This is a genomic window from Salinarimonas soli (assembly GCF_008386575.1).
In the GTDB taxonomy this organism is placed as follows: Bacteria; Pseudomonadota; Alphaproteobacteria; order Rhizobiales; family Beijerinckiaceae; genus Salinarimonas_A; species Salinarimonas_A soli.
In genome coordinates this window covers 266031-280314 of record NZ_VUOA01000019.1, presented here as the reverse complement: position 1 = coordinate 280314, position 14284 = coordinate 266031, and the positions used below count along the sequence as shown (strand labels likewise).

The window sequence follows — 14284 nt, the reverse complement described above, 5'->3', positions numbered from 1 at the left end:
GCCCCCACATGAGCGCCCGCTACGACATCGCCGCCCTCAAATCCCGGTTGGGCGGCATCAAGACCGAGGACAATCCGGCTCTCGTGCGCCAGAAGTCCCGCGACTTCTACTGGTACTCGCCGACCCTCAAGCGCCAGCTCGATCACGTCACGGCCGACATCATCGTGAGCCCGATGTCGGAGGCCCAGGTGGTCGAGACGCTTGCGGCTTGCCATGCCTTAGGGATCCCAGTGACGCCCAGGGGCACGGGCACGGGCAATTACGGGCAGGCGATGCCGCTGTCGGGCGGCGTGCTCCTCGACCTCTCGGGCTTCAACGCCGTGAAGGATGTGGCCCTCGGCCGCGTCGTGACGGAGCCCGGCGCCGTGATCGCGCAGATCGACCGGCAGACCCGGCCGCAGAGCCGGCAGGAGATGCGGCTCCACCCGTCCACCTATTCGACCGCCTCGATCGGCGGCTTCATCGCTGGCGGCTCGGGCGGCGTGGGCTCCATCCGCTGGGGCGGCCTTCGCGATGCCGGCAACGTCATCCGCCTAAAGGTGGTGACCATGGAGGCGAGCCCCCGGGTGCTGGAGCTGTCCGGCGACGACCTGCACAAGGTGAGCCACGCCTACGGCACCAACGGCATCATCACCGAGGTCGAGATGCCGCTCGCGCCCGCCTATGACTGGGTCGACGTGATCGTGAGCTTCGACACGCTGCGCGAGGCGACCGAGTACGCCAACGCGGTGGGCGAGGCGGACGGGCTTCTCCTGAAGCAGCTCGCGGTGGTCGACGCCCCCGTGCCGCACGACTATTTCCTGCGCCACCAGAAATACCTGCCCCGGGACAAGCCCGTCGCCATGGCGATGGTGGCGGCGCACGCGGTCTCCTCGCTCATGGGGATGACGAAGCGCTTCCGCTCGGCGGAGGTCCTGTTCCGGTCGGACCGGATGTCGGAGGCCGACCTCAAGGGCCTGCCTCCGGTCTTCGAGCTCGGCTGGAACCACACCACGCTGCGGGCCCTGCGGGTCGATCCGAGCATCACCTATCTCCAGGTGCTCTATCCCTTCCCGAACCAGGTGGAGCTCGTCGAGCGCATCCATGCGCGCTTCGGCGACGAGGTGCCGGCGCATCTCGAGTTCGTCCGCTTCGACGGCAAGGTCACCTGCTTCGGCCTGCCCCTGGTGCGCTTCACCACGGAGGAGCGCCTGGAGGAAATCATGGCGATCCACGAGGAGATGGGGGCGCCGATCTTCAACCCGCACCGCTACACACTGGAAGAGGGCGGCATGAAGCAGACCGACGAGATCCAGCTCGCCTTCAAGCGCGAAGCCGATCCCGACGGTCTCCTCAACCCGGGCAAGATGATCGCCTGGGAGGACCCCACCTACGACTACCGCTCGGGCAAGACCTTTCTGTTCCGGGGCCTTTCCGAGCACGCCGCCTGAAGCGAGGCGGGCGTTCGCGCCGTCCAGGCGCTCCAGCATGCCGGAGATGTCATCCTCGCCGACACGCAGTCGGCGGCGGAGGCGATCCAACGCAGCGTCGGTGATACGCGGGTCTGTGAGGCGTCTCCGGCCGGGGGCACGGCCGACGAGCAGACGACGCTTTCAGCCGGGCCAGACGATTGCCGGAGCGATCGACGCGAGAGGGATTAGGTCGGAGATGTGGGCCCGATCCTCACGGGCTGCGCGTCATCCCGTCCTGCGCGCGATCGGAGAGGCGGCACTGCTGCGCTTTTGCGTCGATATCGTCCGTGATCAGGAGGTACACGATCCGGGCTTGCGGGTCGATCTCCAGGATCATCTCGAAGACGCCTGGCTCCGCGTAGGCAGCGAAGAAGCCGTAGGTGCGTGCCCCCCAGGATGGCGTACTCAATCGAAGGATATCGCGGGTGAGGACCCTGCAGCGGGTCAGGGCTTCCCGCAGCTTCTCGGGCGGGTAGCTTGCCTGCAAGGCCGGGGCGAGGACCGCGTGAAGCCCGGATACGTTGCCCGCGTTGTACACCTCGACCAGGCGTGCCGCGAAATCCGTGAGCGCAAAGGGGCCGAGAGCTTCCTCTGCCCGAGCGGGAACGGCGGACCAGGCATGGACGCCCAGCAGAACGGCGAGCACCTTGTGCCTCAAGCCGCCGGTCATAGGGGCCGCCTGCGGTCTTGGCCCATGCGGGCATGACGGACGATGGCCTCGCCCCTCATCATCAGGGTCGCGTGGCTTGAGGAGCGAAAGGCGCTCGCCGTTCCCGTGTTCATCGCGATGATCGTAGGCCTGTTCGCCACATCTAGCTCTGCCGATGGACGGGCGCAAACCTGAGCCTTCGTCGTGCACCAGCCTTGCCGCCGTCTTGCCAAGCGGCGCAGTCCTATCGGCGCGGAGCCTGGACGCCGGTCGGCGCGCCGACCCCCTGAATGGGCGAAGAGCGTCCGGCAAAACCGGGCATGGCGCCACCAGCCATAGCCGCCGAGCACGCGGGAGCGAAAGGCGTCCACGCCCCAATCCGACGAAACATGACAGGTCTTCGGCGTGGTCAGCCTGAAATGGTTCGGCGTCATCTCGGTGCACAGCGCTGGTCTCGAAGGTCCCAAAGCCCAGGCGCCCGGAGGTGACGATGTCCAAGATGACGATAGGTGCCCTCGCCCTTGCTCTATCGCTGGCCCAGGCCGGCGGCGCGCTCGCGAAGGCGCCGAGGGAGGCAGCTGCATCGGCTGCGGTACAGAAGGATTTCTCCGCGTTCATCGCGCGGTTTCGTGTTGCCCTGAAGTCAAATGACGCGGCCGCCGTCACCGGAATGACGAAACTGCCGTTCGAAGACGACGACACCGACGCGGCGCACTTCCGCACGAAGGGCTATCCGCGGATCTTCACGCCGAGTGTCCGTGCCTGCATCCAGCGCAACAAGGTCTTTTACGATCGCGGCGACGACGGCAACGACTACGTCTCCATCTTCTGCGGCGAGGTCATATTCATCTTCAGCAGAACGCAAGCGGGTTTCCTGTTCACGGGGACCCACCCCAACGATTAGGACGGGTTCAGCTGACTCCTTGGCGCCAAGGGGCTCCCGGTCGGGTTGAGAGGCCAGTCAACGCGAATGTCCACCTCGCCTCGGCGACTCTCGCATCAGCCGTCATCACCCGGCGCTGCGTGCGATGATTTTGTTCGACGCTCTGGTGCAATGGGGCCAAAGCGGCGCGCCGGCCGACAGGTCCGAAGGGCCAACCTGCCTTCGCAAAAGGCCCCTGCGTCCGGCGGTGGTCGTGAGCCTCTGCGAGCTTCAGCTTCCGGTGCCGGTCGGCCATCGCGGTGAAAGCCTGCAGGAAGCAGATCGGCCATCGCGGCGGCGAGGATATCGGGCGAGGCCTCCTCCGCCTCGTCGTCCGGCCCGCCCTTGAGCTGCGCGCCTCTCCGATGCCCTGGAGACGGCTCGCCCGGATCTTGTGGACACCCTGCTCGGACCTCCGCACCTGCCGGGGGGTCGGACCGGCTGCTGCCCCGAGCTTCTCCCGGCTCAGCCCCCGCGCGAGCCGCTGCACCCGGCATGCCGCTCGATGGCGTTGCCCGCCGGTCCCGTCGTGTCCGCGACGGCGGCTCGTGACGCGCCTGATTGCGTTCCGAGACGTTACCATGGTCCCATGTCGTGCGCGCCGCCAGCCGTGGCCGGACCGGCACAACCACAGGCAAGGAGGAGGGACAGCGCCCATGACGATCGACGCCGATTTCGCCCAGGTCCGCACCGCGTTCGACCTGATGGACACCCTCGACCGCTTCCAGACCGGGGACGAGCTGCGCGACGCCCTGCTCGGCTTCCTGCGCGGCTTCGGCGTGACCCACTTCACCATCACTCAGCTGCCCCAGCCCCGCGAGCGGCTCGGGCCCCACATGATCCTGTCGCACTGGCCGCAGGCCTGGCTCGCCCACTACGACCGCAACCGCTACTACCGCCACGACCCGGTCGGCCGCCACTGCTTCGCGACCCTCGACCCCTTCCTGTGGGCCCATGCCCCGATCGACGTGGGCGCGCAGCCCCTCGCCGCCCGCGTGATGGGCGAGGCGGCCGAGCACGGCCTGGCCGAGGGCATCTGCATCCCGATCCACGACGTGGCGGGGTTCCAGGCCGTGTTCTCGGCGGCCGGCGAGCGCCTGGAGCTCTCGCCCAATGCCAGGCGCGCGGTCCACCTCCTGGCCTACTACGCCCACGGCGCGGCCCTGCGCCTGGCGCGCCGCCGGCGCTCCGGCCCGCGGGCCGCGCTGAGCCCGCGCGAGCGCGACGTCCTGACCTGGCTCGCGGCGGGGCAAACGCTGGGGCAGGTCGGCGCGACGCTCGGCATCTCGGACGCGACCGCCACGACGCATCTGCGGCGCGCCCGCGAGAAGCTCGGCACCTCGAACGCCACCCACACCGTCGTGGAAGCCTTGCGCCAGCACGAGATCCGGCTCTGATGTCCCCCTTTTCGGGGATACCGCGCCCGGGGCCCTCCTGGTCTCATGCTCTCCTGTCGAGCAAGGAGGCCCCCGATGGTCGACGTGCATCTGGTCTGCGCCGAGAACCGCCACCTCTACGAGGACGCGATCGACCAGCACCACCGTATCCGGCGCGACATCTATATCGGCGAGCAGCGCTGGCGGGCGCTCGTCGACCGGGATGGCCGCGAGGTCGACCAGTTCGACTACAAGCAGGCGATCTACCTTCTAGGCCTTGAGCCCGACGGCACCGTGGTGAGCGGCACCCGGCTCCTGCCCTCGTCGCGCCCCACCCTGATGAGCGCCGTGTTCCCCGAGACCGCGGCGTTGCGGGGCATGCCGGACGGGCCCGACGTCCTGGAGTGGACGCGCTTCTTCGTGGTGGCCTCACGGCGAGAGGAGGGCCGGCTGGCGCAGGCCGGCGGCGCGGTCTTGTGCGCCATGCTGGAATACTGCCTCGAGGAGGGCGTGCGCACCATGCGGGCCGTGGGCGAGGCGTGGTGGATGCCGCGGGTGATGGGACTAGGCTGGCGCCCGCGCCCGCTCGGCCTTCCGGTGGAGCACGACGGCTACACGCTGGCGGGGTTCGCCTGGGACCCGACGGAGGAGACGCTCGCCGCCACGCGCGCGGTCTACGGCATCAGCCGTCCATGCCTGGTGCGGCGTGGCGTTCGGGCCGGCCGGTGCCCGGAGGTGGCGCATGGCCTCCACGGTTGAAGCGGCGTTCGACTCGGACGAGGAGCTCGCCCGCATGCTGCAGGCCTTCGGGCGCGACCTGGACCCGGTGGCCCGGTCCAAGGTGCTGGCGTTCCTCCACCTCCTGCGCGGCCCCCACGCGGTCGATACTCACTTTGCCATCGGCAAGGACGGGGCAGTCACGCTCGTGATCGTGGGCCAGGGCGAGGCCGGCGATCCGATGGGGCCGCTGCTCTCATAGGATGTCCACGTTCGATGAGCGTCTCGGGATGACCTAACGGTGTCGTTGCCCCCTCCGGCGACGACCGCCGCGATCACTCTCCAGTACGGCCTGTCGCGCCGCCGAGCCGAGATGATCAAGACCGATGTCGCCGAGGAGGGCCGCACCGAGCCGCGCGCCGTCACGGGTCCCCATGACGGGCGCATCCGCGACGAGCCCGTCGGCGCTATCGTGCGGATGGCGGCGAGGTCGGCCCAGGCGGCCTCTTCATCGGCTGCCTGCGGAAGGTGGTCGCGCCGATGGGGCTCGCGGGTGGTCTGGGTCCAGGGCATGTGAGCCTCGTCGCGCCTCGCCAGACAAGGGACTCACAGCTCCACCAGCCTGCCCAACCCTTTCCGGTCAGGCTCTGAGGTGCCCACCGCAGGCGTGCCTCGAAGGGCGCTCGACGGACCTCCGGTGGGCTCTGGCAGCGTCCTGCGTGCTTCGAGGTCCGCTCCGCTCGGCACAAGGGAGAGACCGTCGATCCGGGCCGGACGCCGCCCCGGCCGGCGCTCAGGCCACGAACCGGCCGCCGAGCTCGTCGTCGATGTGGATGCGGATGATCTCCTCGAAGCCTGCCTCCGCCTTGAAGCCCAAGCCCTCGGCGCGCTTGGCGTCGAAGCGGCGGGGCCAGCCGGCGACGATGCGCTGGATCGTGGGGTCGGGCTCGCGGCGGATGCGCGCCACGACTCCCTCTCCCGCCACACGCCGCAGGGCCTCGATCTGCTCGGCCACGGTCACCGCGACGCCGGGCATGGTGAGGTTGCGGCGCGGCCCGATCCGCTCGCCGTCGATCGTGGCGGCGTGGATGAGGAAGCCCACCGCCGAGCGGGGCGAGGCGTGCCAGTGCATCACGTCCTCGGAGACGGGGAGCACCGCCTCCTGGCCGTTCAGCGGCTCGCGGATGATGTTGGAGAAGAAGCCCGACGCCGCCTTGTTGGGCCGGCCCGGCCGCACGCAGATGGTGGGCAGGCGGATGCCGACCCCGTCCATGAAGCCCCGGCGGGTGTAGTCGGCGAGGAGCAATTCGCCGATTGCCTTCTGGGTGCCGTAGGAGGTCAGCGGCGTGGTGAAGAACTCGTCGCCGATCGCCTCGGGGAACGGCGCGCCGAACACGGCGATGGACGAGGTGAACACCACGCGGGGCGTGTAGCCCTCGATGCGCCGGATGGCGTCGAACAGCATGCGGGTGCCGTCGAGGTTGATCCGGTCCCCCTTCTCGAAGTCGGCCTCCGCCTCGCCCGACACGATCGCCGCCAGATGGAAGATGACGTCGGGACGCCCGGCGATCAGCCGCTCGGCCTCGCCGGGTCGGGCGAAGTCGGAGGCATGCGCCTCGACCGGGAACGGGCAGCCCTCCGGCGCGGTCGGCTCGACCACGTCGTGGAGGGTCGCCTTGGTGATGGTCTTGCCGCCGAGCTGCCCGTCACGGGCGAGGCGCTGGAGGAGCTTGGCGCCGACCATGCCGGCGGCGCCGAGGATGAGGATGTGCATCGGTAGGTCTCGCGTTGCTCCCCTCTCCCGGATGGGAGAGGGGTCGGGGGTGAGGGTGGCGGGGTCGGGAGGTTCGCCGGCCCCCTCCGCTTGTCATGGCCGGGCTTGTCCTTCGACGGGCTCAGGATGAGGCCGGCCATCCAGGTGGCGCGTGGGTGTGGGTCCCCGGGTCAAGCCCGGGGATTGGGTGTGGGTCCCCGGGTCAAGCCCGGGGATGACGGGGGTGGGGCGGCAGGGTGGTGCGAACCTTCTGGCGTGACCCCTCACCCCCAACCCCTCTCCCATCCGGGAGAGGGGAGAGCCCTACAGCGTCCAGCCACCATCAATGACGGCGGTGGTGCCCGTCGTGAAGGCGCTCTCGTCGGAGGCGAGGTAGACGGCGAGATGCGCCACCTCCTCGGCGGTGCCGAGCCGCCCCATGGGCTGGCGGGAGATGAACATGGCGCGGGCTTCCTCCTCGGACTTGCTCATCGTCGTGGCAAGCGCGCCGATGCGGTCATTGAGGGAGGGCGACTGGATCGTGCCGGGGCAGATGGCGTTGCACCGGATGCCCTTCGCGATGAAGTCGATCGCCACCGCCTTGGTGAGCCCGATCACGGCCGCCTTCGTGGTGCCGTAGACGTAGCGGTTGGGCGCGCCCTTCAGGGATGAGGCGCCGGACGCGATATTGACGATGGAGCCGCCGCCGCTCTCCAGCATGCCGGGCAGGAAGGCCTTGATCACCCGGTGCATCGATTTGACGTTGAGGTCGAAGGAGAAGTCCCAGGTCCGCTCGTCGCAGTCGAGCACGGTGCCGTGCGCCACGTAGCCGGCGCAGTTCGCGATGACCTGGACGGGTCCCACCTCCCGGGCGAGCGCGTCGACGGCGTCGTTGGAGAGCACGTCGAGGCGGCGCGCGGTCGCGCCGTCGAGCCCCGCGAGCTTGCCCTCGTCGAGGTCGGTGGCGATCACCCGCGCGCCCTCGCGCAGGAAGCCTTCGGCGATCGCCCGCCCGATCCCCTGTCCCGCTGCCGTGACGAGGGCGGTCTTGCCGTGGAGACGGCCTGCCATGGTGTCTCTCCCTTTCCTTATCGTTGGTGCATGGACGACAGGCTCGCGCGCTGCCGGCCGTCGGCGTCGAAGTTAGCCGGATCGAGCCAGCGTTCGAAAGCGGCTTTTCGCGCGGGCCATTCCGCGTCCAGCATGGCGTACCACGCGGTGTCGCGGTTCTGGCCCTTCACCACCATGTGCTGGCGAAACACGCCCTCGAAGGTGAAGCCGAAGCGCTCGGCGGCCCGGCGCGAGGGCTCGTTCAGGGCGTTGCACTTCCACTCGAAGCGGCGGTAGCCGAGATCCTCGAAGGCGTGGCGCGCCTGGAGATAAATCGCCTCCGTGGCGCCCGGCGTGCGCGCGAGCGCCGGGCCGAACATGATCGACCCGGTCTCGATGACCCCGTGGGCGGGATCGATGCGCATGAAGGTGAGGCGCCCCAGGGCCTGCCCCGTCGCGCGATCCACCACGGCGAAGGCAAGCGGGTCCTCGCTCGCGGCGGCCCGCTCCAGCCAGGCCTGGAACGCGGCGCGGCTCTCGGGGGGGCTCTCGAACAGCCAGCGGAAGCGGTCCTCGGCGCCGGGCGCGGCGGAGGCGTCGAAGAGGTCGTCGCCGTGCCGGGCGGGATCGAGGGGCTCGAGCCGGACGAACCGGCCCTCGATCGGCCGGCGCTCGGGGCGCGGGCGCGGCGTCCAGCGGGCGAGATCCCCGCTCACGAGCGCTCCTCCAGGTCGCGACGGAAGAAGGCGTTGAGGTCGCCGAAGGAGACCGTGCCGTCGAACCCGCCGAAGCGGCCCTCCGTGGCGATTCCCGTGGCGGCGCGGATGAACCCAGTCCACGCCGCGCGGGCGAGCCCCGAGCCGACGCTGATCCGCCGCACGCCGAGGCCCGCCAGATCGTCCACCGTGAGCCCCGTGTTGGAGGACATGATAATGTTGACGGGCTTGGGCGCCACCGCCTCGACCACCGCCCGGATGTCGTCCCGCTTCCTGGGACCCGGCGTGTAGAGCACGTCGGCGCCAGCCTCCGCATAGGCCTGCAGCCGGCGGATGGATTCGGGCAGCGGCTCGGGATGGCCCACGAGGTAGCACTCCGCCCGTGCCGTCAGCATGACATCGGCGCCGGTGGCGTCGATCGCCGCCCGCGCGGCACGGATGCGCTCCACCGCGTGGTCGAGATCGTAGAGCGGCTTTGACGGATCCCCCGTCGCGTCCTCGATGGAGAGGCCCGCGACGCCGGTCGCCACGCAGCGCGTGACGTTGGCGGCGACGCCCTCCGGGTCATGGGCGTAGCCCGACTCGAAGTCCGCGCTCACGGGCAGCTCGGTCGCGGCCACCATCTCGGCGATGTGGCCCAGCGCCATGTCGAGGGGTACCGCCCAGTCGGTGTCGGGCAGCGCCCTGGAGAAGGAGAAGCCCGACGAGGTGGTGGCGAGCGCCTTGAACCCGAGGTGACGCAGGTAGCGCGCGGTGCCCGCGTCCCACGGGTTCGGGATGACGAAGCAGCCGCTCTCGTGCAGGGCCCGGAAGGCGGCGCGGCGGGGGGCCGGGTTCATTCTCCTCTCCCCGCCATGCGGGGAGAAGGCTTCGCCTGCGGACCGGCAGGCGGAGCAAGCGCGGCAGCGCGAGGGTGAGGGGGCGCCTCCGCGAGCGCCGCCAGGATGGTTTCGAGGACCCCGTCCATGTTGCCGAACACCTCTCCATTCCAGAACCTCAGGACACGATAGCCGAGGTCCGCCAGCGCCGTGTCGCGCTCCACGTCACGTGGGCTGTCGGCATGCTGGCTGCCGTCGAGCTCGACGATCAGCCGTGCTTCACGGCAGCAAAAATCCGCGATGAAGCGGGCGATGGGCATCTGGCGGACGAACTTGTGCACGCCGAGCTGGCGATCGGCCAGTCGATACCAGAGCCGGCGCTCGGCGTCGGTCTGGTCCCGGCGGAGGCGACGGGATCGCTCCGTGAACAACGGGATGCCCCTCTCATCGATGCCCCCTCACCGTCGGGCTTCCGCCCTCGCTTCGGGCCCCGGCAGGGGGGCCCGAAGCCCTCTCCCCGCACGCGGGGAGAGGATTAGCCCTCAGTGATTGTCCCGCGGCACCCCGAAGAACTGCGCCACACGCTGGTACTTCACCGCGGGCTTGAGCGTCATGCCCTCCGAGAGCTGGTCCACGATGGCGCGTTGGATCTCCTGCCAGGGGGTCTGGGAGTCCGGGTAGCCGAAGCCGCCGCGGGCCTCCAGCTCGGCACGGCGGCGCTGGAGCTCGTCGGCGGGGATGAGGATGTCGGCGGAGCGCTTGTTGAGGTCGATCCTCACCCGGTCGCCCGTCTGGAGCAGCGCCAGCCCCCCGTTCGCCGCCGCCTCGGGCGAGGCGTTGAGGATCGAGGGCGTGCCCGAGGTGCCGGACTGGCGACCGTCGCCGATGCAGGGAAGCGAGAGCACGCCGCGCTTGATGAGCGCCGCGGGCGGCTGCATGTTCACCACCTCGGCCGAGCCCGGATAGCCGATCGGCCCCGTGCCGCGCATGACGAGGATCGTGGTCTCGTCGATCTCGAGCTCGGGGTTGTCGATGTTGTGGTGGTAGTCCTCGGGGCCCTCGAACACCACGACGCGCCCCTCGAAGGCGTTGGGATCACTGGGGTTCGAGAGATACCGGTCGCGGAACTCCTTGGAGATCACGCTCGTCTTCATGATCGCGGAATCGAAGAGCGTGCCCTTCAGGTTGAGGAAGCCCGCCTTCTCGATGAGCGGATCCTCGTAGGGGCGGATGACGGCGCGGTCCCAGGAGAACTTGCCGCGGCAGTTCTCGCCGATCGTGCGCCCGTTGCAGGTCATGGCGTCCTCGTGGACCTTACCGGCCGCGATCAGCTCCGCCATGATGGCCGGCAGCCCGCCCGCCCGGAAATATTCCTCGCCGAGATAGACGCCTGCGGGCTGCACGTTGGCGAGCAGCGGGATCTCGAAGCCGATCCGCTCCCAGTCGTCGCACGTGATCTCGATGCCCACATGCTTGGCGATGGCGTTGATGTGGATCGTGGCGTTGGTCGAGCCGCCGATGGCGGCGTTGGCGACGATCGCGTTCTCGAAGGCCTCCCGGGTCATGATGTCGGAGGGCTTCTGGTCCTCCCACACCATCTCGACGATGCGCTTGCCCGTCTCGTAGGCCGCCTGGCCGCGCTCGCGGTAGGGGGCGGGGATCGCGGCGGAGCCCGGCATCGCCATGCCGAGCGCTTCCGCCAGCGCGTTCATGGTCGAGGCCGTCCCCATGGTGTTGCAGTGCCCGACGGACGGGGCCGAGGAGCCGACGATGTCCATGAACTGGGCGTAGTCGATGTCGCCCGCCGCATGGCGCTCGCGCGCCTTCCACACCACCGTGCCCGAGCCCGTGCGCTCGCCTTGGTGCCAGCCGTTGAGCATGGGGCCGACATTGAGCGAGATCGCCGGCAGGTTCACCGTGGCGGCGGCCATGATGCAGGCCGGCATGGTCTTGTCGCAGCCCGTCAGCAGCACGACGCCGTCGAGGGGATAGCCGTAGAGCACCTCGACGAGGGAGAGATAGGCGAGGTTGCGGTCGAGCGCCGCGGTGGGCCGCTTGCCCGTCTCCTGGATCGGGTGGCAGGGAAATTCCAGCGCCACGCCGCCCATGGCCGTGATGCCCTCGCGCACCCGCTTGGCGAGCTCCACGTGGTGGCGGTTGCACGGCGAGAGGTCGGAGCCGGTCTGGGCGATGCCGATGATCGGCTTGCCCGATTGCAGCTCCTCGCGGGTGAGGCCGTAATTCAGGTAGCGCTCCAGGTAGAGCGCGGTCATCCCGGGATTGGCGGGGTTGTCGAACCACAGCCGCGAGCGCAGCTGCTGCGGCGTGATCCGCCGGCGGCCTTCCGTCATGTCGTCCTCCCTGGCGGGCGTCGTCGCGCCCGGTCGTCCTGATTGGCGTTCGTGGGCAGAGACTGGCCCCATCGGGCACGGGAAATCAACCGGCCTGCGCGGCAGGGGTTCTCCCCGTGCGGCGCATGGCGGCGGGCGCCTCGCCTGGTCCGGAGGTCGGGCGGGCGCAGGTCAGGCGAGCCAGCGCTTGCGGCGCTTGTAGGACTTCACCTCGCGGAAGCTCTTCTTCTCGCCCTCGGCGACGCCGAGATAGAACTCCTTCACGTCCTCGTTGTCGCGCATCATCTGCGCGGTGCCGTCCATCACGACGCGGCCGGTCTCGAGGATGTAGGCGTAAGTCGCGTATTTCAGCGCCATGTTGGTGTTCTGCTCGGCGACCAGGAAGGACACGCCCTCCTTCGCGTTGAGATCCTTCACGATCTCGAAGATCTCCTCGACGATCTGCGGCGCGAGCCCCATCGAGGGCTCGTCGAGCAGGATCATCTTCGGCCGTGACATCAGGGCCCGGCCGATGGCGCACATCTGCTGCTCGCCGCCCGACGTGTAGCCCGACATGGAGCCCTGGCGCTGCCGCAAGCGCGGGAAATAATCGTACACCATCTCCATGTCGCGTTTGATCGCGGCCTTGCCGTCGCGGCGGGTGAAGGCGCCCGTGAGCAGGTTCTCGTGGATGGTGAGATGGCCGAAGCAGTGGCGGCCCTCCATCACCTGGATGCAGCCCCGGCGCACGAGCTCGTTGGGCGTCTTGCGGTCGACGCGCTCGCCGTCGAACTCGATAGATCCCTTGGTGACCTCGCCGCGCTCGGCGCGCAGCAGGTTCGAGATCGCCTTCAGCGTGGTGGTCTTGCCCGCGCCGTTGGCGCCCAGAATCGCCACGATGCCGCCCTTAGGGACCGCGAGGGACACGCCCTTGAGGACCAGGATCACGTGATCGTAGATCACCTCGATGTTGTTCACCGAGAGGATCGGCTTGGCGGCCTCGACCGCGGCGGCGGGCGCGGCGGTGGGCTCGGCGATGGTGCTCATGGGTCCGTCTCGCAGGGGCCTTCGATGAGAACCGCCCCGGAGGGATCCCCGGGGCGGCTTGGTGCCCGCCGCGCGATGCGCGGCGGGACGCGTCAGGTCAGGAGGCCTTGTCGCAGGTCTCGGTCCGGGACGGCCAGCCGGCGTTCGACGTGGCGTAGCTCTTGGCGGCCTCGTCGATGAGCGGCTGCACCTTGTCGCGCACCGGCGGCATGGGATCGGACGTCTTCACGAACTTGGTGCCGTCCCATTCGAGGATGAAGAGCGGGTTGGCGCCGTTGTGGTCCGCGCAGGAGAGCTTGAGCGGCGAGGTGAAGCCTTCGAGGCCCAGCTCCTTCCAGCGCTCCGCCGTGATGTCGAGGGTCTCGAGACCCCGCCGCACGTCCTCGCCGTTGACCACCTTCTTGCCCGTGACCTTCTGGGCGTTGCGGATCGCCTCGGAGATCATCACGGCCTCGTAGATGCCCTTGCCGTAGATGTGCTCGCCCACCTTGTCGCGGGGCGTCTGGCTCAGGCCCTTGTCGATGACGAGCTTCTGGATCTCCTGCATGGCCGGGAAGGTCTGGCCGACCTGGTGCCAGGTGAGAACCTTGAAGCCCTTGGCCTGCGCGCCGACCGGACGCACGTCGTCCTCGCCCGGCCACCACACGCTCACGAACTTGTCCATCGGGAAGCCCGACCGGGCCGCCTCGCGGATGCCGGTGGGGTTCATGGCGCCCCAGCCCATCATGTAGATCCAGTCGGGCCGGTCGCGGCGGATGCCGAGCCAGGTCGAGGACTGGTTCTGCATCTCGGAGGCGGCGATCGGATAGAGCTTCAGGTTGAAGCCATGCTCCTTGGCGAAGGCCTCCAGCACCGGGATCGGCTCCTTGCCGAAGGGCGCGTCGAGGTGGACGAGGCCGATGGTCTTGCCCTTGAGCTTGTCGAAGCCGCCCTCGCGGCCTGCGATGTAGCGCAGGAACACCGAGGCGCCGTCCCAGTAGGTGACGGGCGGGTTGAACACCCACGGGAAGGTCTGGCCGCTCGCCGACGCCGAGAGGCCGTAGGCCATGGACAGGATCGGGATCTTGTCGATGTGGGCCCGCGGGATGGCGGCGAGCGCCGCGCCCGTCGACCAGGGGGCGTAGATCACGGTGCCCTTGGACTTGGCCTGCTCGTAGCATTCCACGGACTTGCGGGTGTCGTAGCCCGTCTCGCACTCCTCGTAGGCGATCTTCACGCCGCCGATGCCGCCGTCGCGGGCGTTCAGGAGCGCGAAATAGTCCTTCACGCCGTCGCCGATCGGGATCCCTGAGCCCGAGAACGGTCCCGTGCGGTAGCTGTTGTGGTTGATGTAGATCTGGTCCTGCGCGGCGGCCGGGGCCGCGAAGCCTCCGATCGCGCCGGCGAGCGCCAGGCCGAGGGCCGTCTTCTTGAGCGTCATGGTGTTTCCTCCACTCACTGACTTGTTGGTCCCCC

General features: G+C 69.3%; 15 protein-coding genes. 6 read left to right on the top strand and 9 right to left on the bottom strand.

Going from position 1 to position 14284, the window contains the following annotated elements; all coding sequences use genetic code 11:
* Positions 1–8: 8 nt before the first annotated feature.
* Positions 9–1430 (top strand): FAD-binding oxidoreductase, encoded by a 1422-nt coding sequence (locus F0L46_RS10465; protein WP_149817196.1) that lies wholly within the window; start codon positions 9–11, stop codon positions 1428–1430.
* Between the two features lie 232 nt (positions 1431–1662).
* Here F0L46_RS10465 and F0L46_RS10460 read toward each other — a convergent pair whose 3' ends face one another.
* Complete coding sequence (locus tag F0L46_RS10460; RefSeq protein WP_149817194.1) at positions 1663–2121, bottom strand: hypothetical protein; 459 nt, start codon at positions 2119–2121, stop codon at positions 1663–1665.
* A 469-nt stretch (positions 2122–2590) separates the two neighbouring features.
* On the opposite strand from F0L46_RS10460, the gene F0L46_RS10455 reads away from it, so the two are divergent.
* The 5 genes from F0L46_RS10455 to F0L46_RS10435 all read left to right on the top strand — a co-directional run bounded on the left by F0L46_RS10455 (position 2591) and on the right by F0L46_RS10435 (position 5692).
* Positions 2591–3004 (top strand): hypothetical protein, encoded by a 414-nt coding sequence (locus tag F0L46_RS10455; protein WP_240539939.1) that lies wholly within the window; start codon positions 2591–2593, stop codon positions 3002–3004.
* Positions 3005–3678: 674 nt separating this feature from the next.
* Positions 3679–4419: a helix-turn-helix transcriptional regulator gene (locus tag F0L46_RS10450; RefSeq protein ID WP_188311914.1), complete on the top strand. Its 741-nt coding sequence runs from the start codon at positions 3679–3681 to the stop codon at positions 4417–4419.
* A gap of 75 nt (positions 4420–4494) precedes the next feature.
* Positions 4495–5157, top strand: a complete 663-nt coding sequence (locus F0L46_RS10445; RefSeq protein WP_188311913.1) for an acyl-homoserine-lactone synthase — start codon at positions 4495–4497, stop codon at positions 5155–5157.
* Positions 5141–5377 carry a hypothetical protein gene (locus F0L46_RS10440; RefSeq protein ID WP_149817188.1) on the top strand — a complete coding sequence of 79 codons (237 nt, stop codon included), beginning with the start codon at positions 5141–5143 and terminating at the stop codon, positions 5375–5377. Before F0L46_RS10445 ends, F0L46_RS10440 begins: the two co-directional genes overlap by 17 nt.
* Before the next feature lie 39 nt (positions 5378–5416).
* Positions 5417–5692 carry a hypothetical protein gene (locus tag F0L46_RS10435; RefSeq protein WP_149817187.1) on the top strand — a complete coding sequence of 92 codons (276 nt, stop codon included), beginning with the start codon at positions 5417–5419 and terminating at the stop codon, positions 5690–5692.
* Positions 5693–5908: 216 nt separating this feature from the next.
* Here F0L46_RS10435 and denD read toward each other — a convergent pair whose 3' ends face one another.
* The 8 genes from denD to F0L46_RS10395 all read right to left on the bottom strand — a co-directional run bounded on the left by denD (position 5909) and on the right by F0L46_RS10395 (position 14249).
* Positions 5909–6889 (bottom strand): D-erythronate dehydrogenase, encoded by a 981-nt coding sequence (denD, locus tag F0L46_RS10430; protein WP_149817185.1) that lies wholly within the window; start codon positions 6887–6889, stop codon positions 5909–5911.
* 303 nt (positions 6890–7192) lie between these two features.
* Entirely contained in the window at positions 7193–7939 is a 747-nt protein-coding gene (locus F0L46_RS10425) for an SDR family oxidoreductase (protein WP_149817183.1), read from the bottom strand.
* 17 nt (positions 7940–7956) lie between these two features.
* Positions 7957–8634 (bottom strand): GNAT family N-acetyltransferase, encoded by a 678-nt coding sequence (locus F0L46_RS10420; protein ID WP_149817181.1) that lies wholly within the window; start codon positions 8632–8634, stop codon positions 7957–7959.
* The gene (locus F0L46_RS10415) at positions 8631–9473 is read right to left on the bottom strand and encodes an isocitrate lyase/PEP mutase family protein (RefSeq protein WP_149817179.1); all 843 of its coding nucleotides are present in this window, start codon (positions 9471–9473) and stop codon (positions 8631–8633) included. Before F0L46_RS10415 ends, F0L46_RS10420 begins: the two co-directional genes overlap by 4 nt.
* Positions 9470–9883, bottom strand: coding sequence for an endonuclease domain-containing protein (locus F0L46_RS10410; RefSeq protein WP_240539938.1), 414 nt, complete (start codon positions 9881–9883; stop codon positions 9470–9472). Before F0L46_RS10410 ends, F0L46_RS10415 begins: the two co-directional genes overlap by 4 nt.
* Positions 9884–9994: 111 nt before the next feature.
* Positions 9995–11803: an IlvD/Edd family dehydratase gene (locus F0L46_RS10405; protein ID WP_149817175.1), complete on the bottom strand. Its 1809-nt coding sequence runs from the start codon at positions 11801–11803 to the stop codon at positions 9995–9997.
* A 171-nt stretch (positions 11804–11974) separates the two neighbouring features.
* Entirely contained in the window at positions 11975–12829 is an 855-nt protein-coding gene (locus F0L46_RS10400) for an ABC transporter ATP-binding protein (RefSeq protein WP_149817173.1), read from the bottom strand.
* A gap of 97 nt (positions 12830–12926) precedes the next feature.
* Positions 12927–14249 (bottom strand): ABC transporter substrate-binding protein, encoded by a 1323-nt coding sequence (locus F0L46_RS10395; RefSeq protein WP_149817171.1) that lies wholly within the window; start codon positions 14247–14249, stop codon positions 12927–12929.
* Between the last annotated feature and the right edge of the window lie 35 nt (positions 14250–14284).

Excerpts from the sequence above, each read along its gene's own strand:
- F0L46_RS10465 (WP_149817196.1), top strand. The coding sequence starts at position 9 with ATGAGCGCCCGCTACGACATCGCCGCCCTCAAATCCCGGTTGGGCGGC.
- F0L46_RS10460 (WP_149817194.1), bottom strand. The coding sequence starts at position 2,121 with ATGACCGGCGGCTTGAGGCACAAGGTGCTCGCCGTTCTGCTGGGCGTC.
- F0L46_RS10455 (WP_240539939.1), top strand. The coding sequence starts at position 2,591 with ATGTCCAAGATGACGATAGGTGCCCTCGCCCTTGCTCTATCGCTGGCC.
- F0L46_RS10450 (WP_188311914.1), top strand. The coding sequence starts at position 3,679 with ATGACGATCGACGCCGATTTCGCCCAGGTCCGCACCGCGTTCGACCTG.
- F0L46_RS10445 (WP_188311913.1), top strand. The coding sequence starts at position 4,495 with ATGGTCGACGTGCATCTGGTCTGCGCCGAGAACCGCCACCTCTACGAG.
- F0L46_RS10440 (WP_149817188.1), top strand. The coding sequence starts at position 5,141 with ATGGCCTCCACGGTTGAAGCGGCGTTCGACTCGGACGAGGAGCTCGCC.
- denD (WP_149817185.1), bottom strand. The coding sequence starts at position 6,889 with ATGCACATCCTCATCCTCGGCGCCGCCGGCATGGTCGGCGCCAAGCTC.
- F0L46_RS10425 (WP_149817183.1), bottom strand. The coding sequence starts at position 7,939 with ATGGCAGGCCGTCTCCACGGCAAGACCGCCCTCGTCACGGCAGCGGGA.
- F0L46_RS10415 (WP_149817179.1), bottom strand. The coding sequence starts at position 9,473 with ATGAACCCGGCCCCCCGCCGCGCCGCCTTCCGGGCCCTGCACGAGAGC.
- F0L46_RS10405 (WP_149817175.1), bottom strand. The coding sequence starts at position 11,803 with ATGACGGAAGGCCGCCGGCGGATCACGCCGCAGCAGCTGCGCTCGCGG.
- F0L46_RS10400 (WP_149817173.1), bottom strand. The coding sequence starts at position 12,829 with ATGAGCACCATCGCCGAGCCCACCGCCGCGCCCGCCGCCGCGGTCGAG.
- F0L46_RS10395 (WP_149817171.1), bottom strand. The coding sequence starts at position 14,249 with ATGACGCTCAAGAAGACGGCCCTCGGCCTGGCGCTCGCCGGCGCGATC.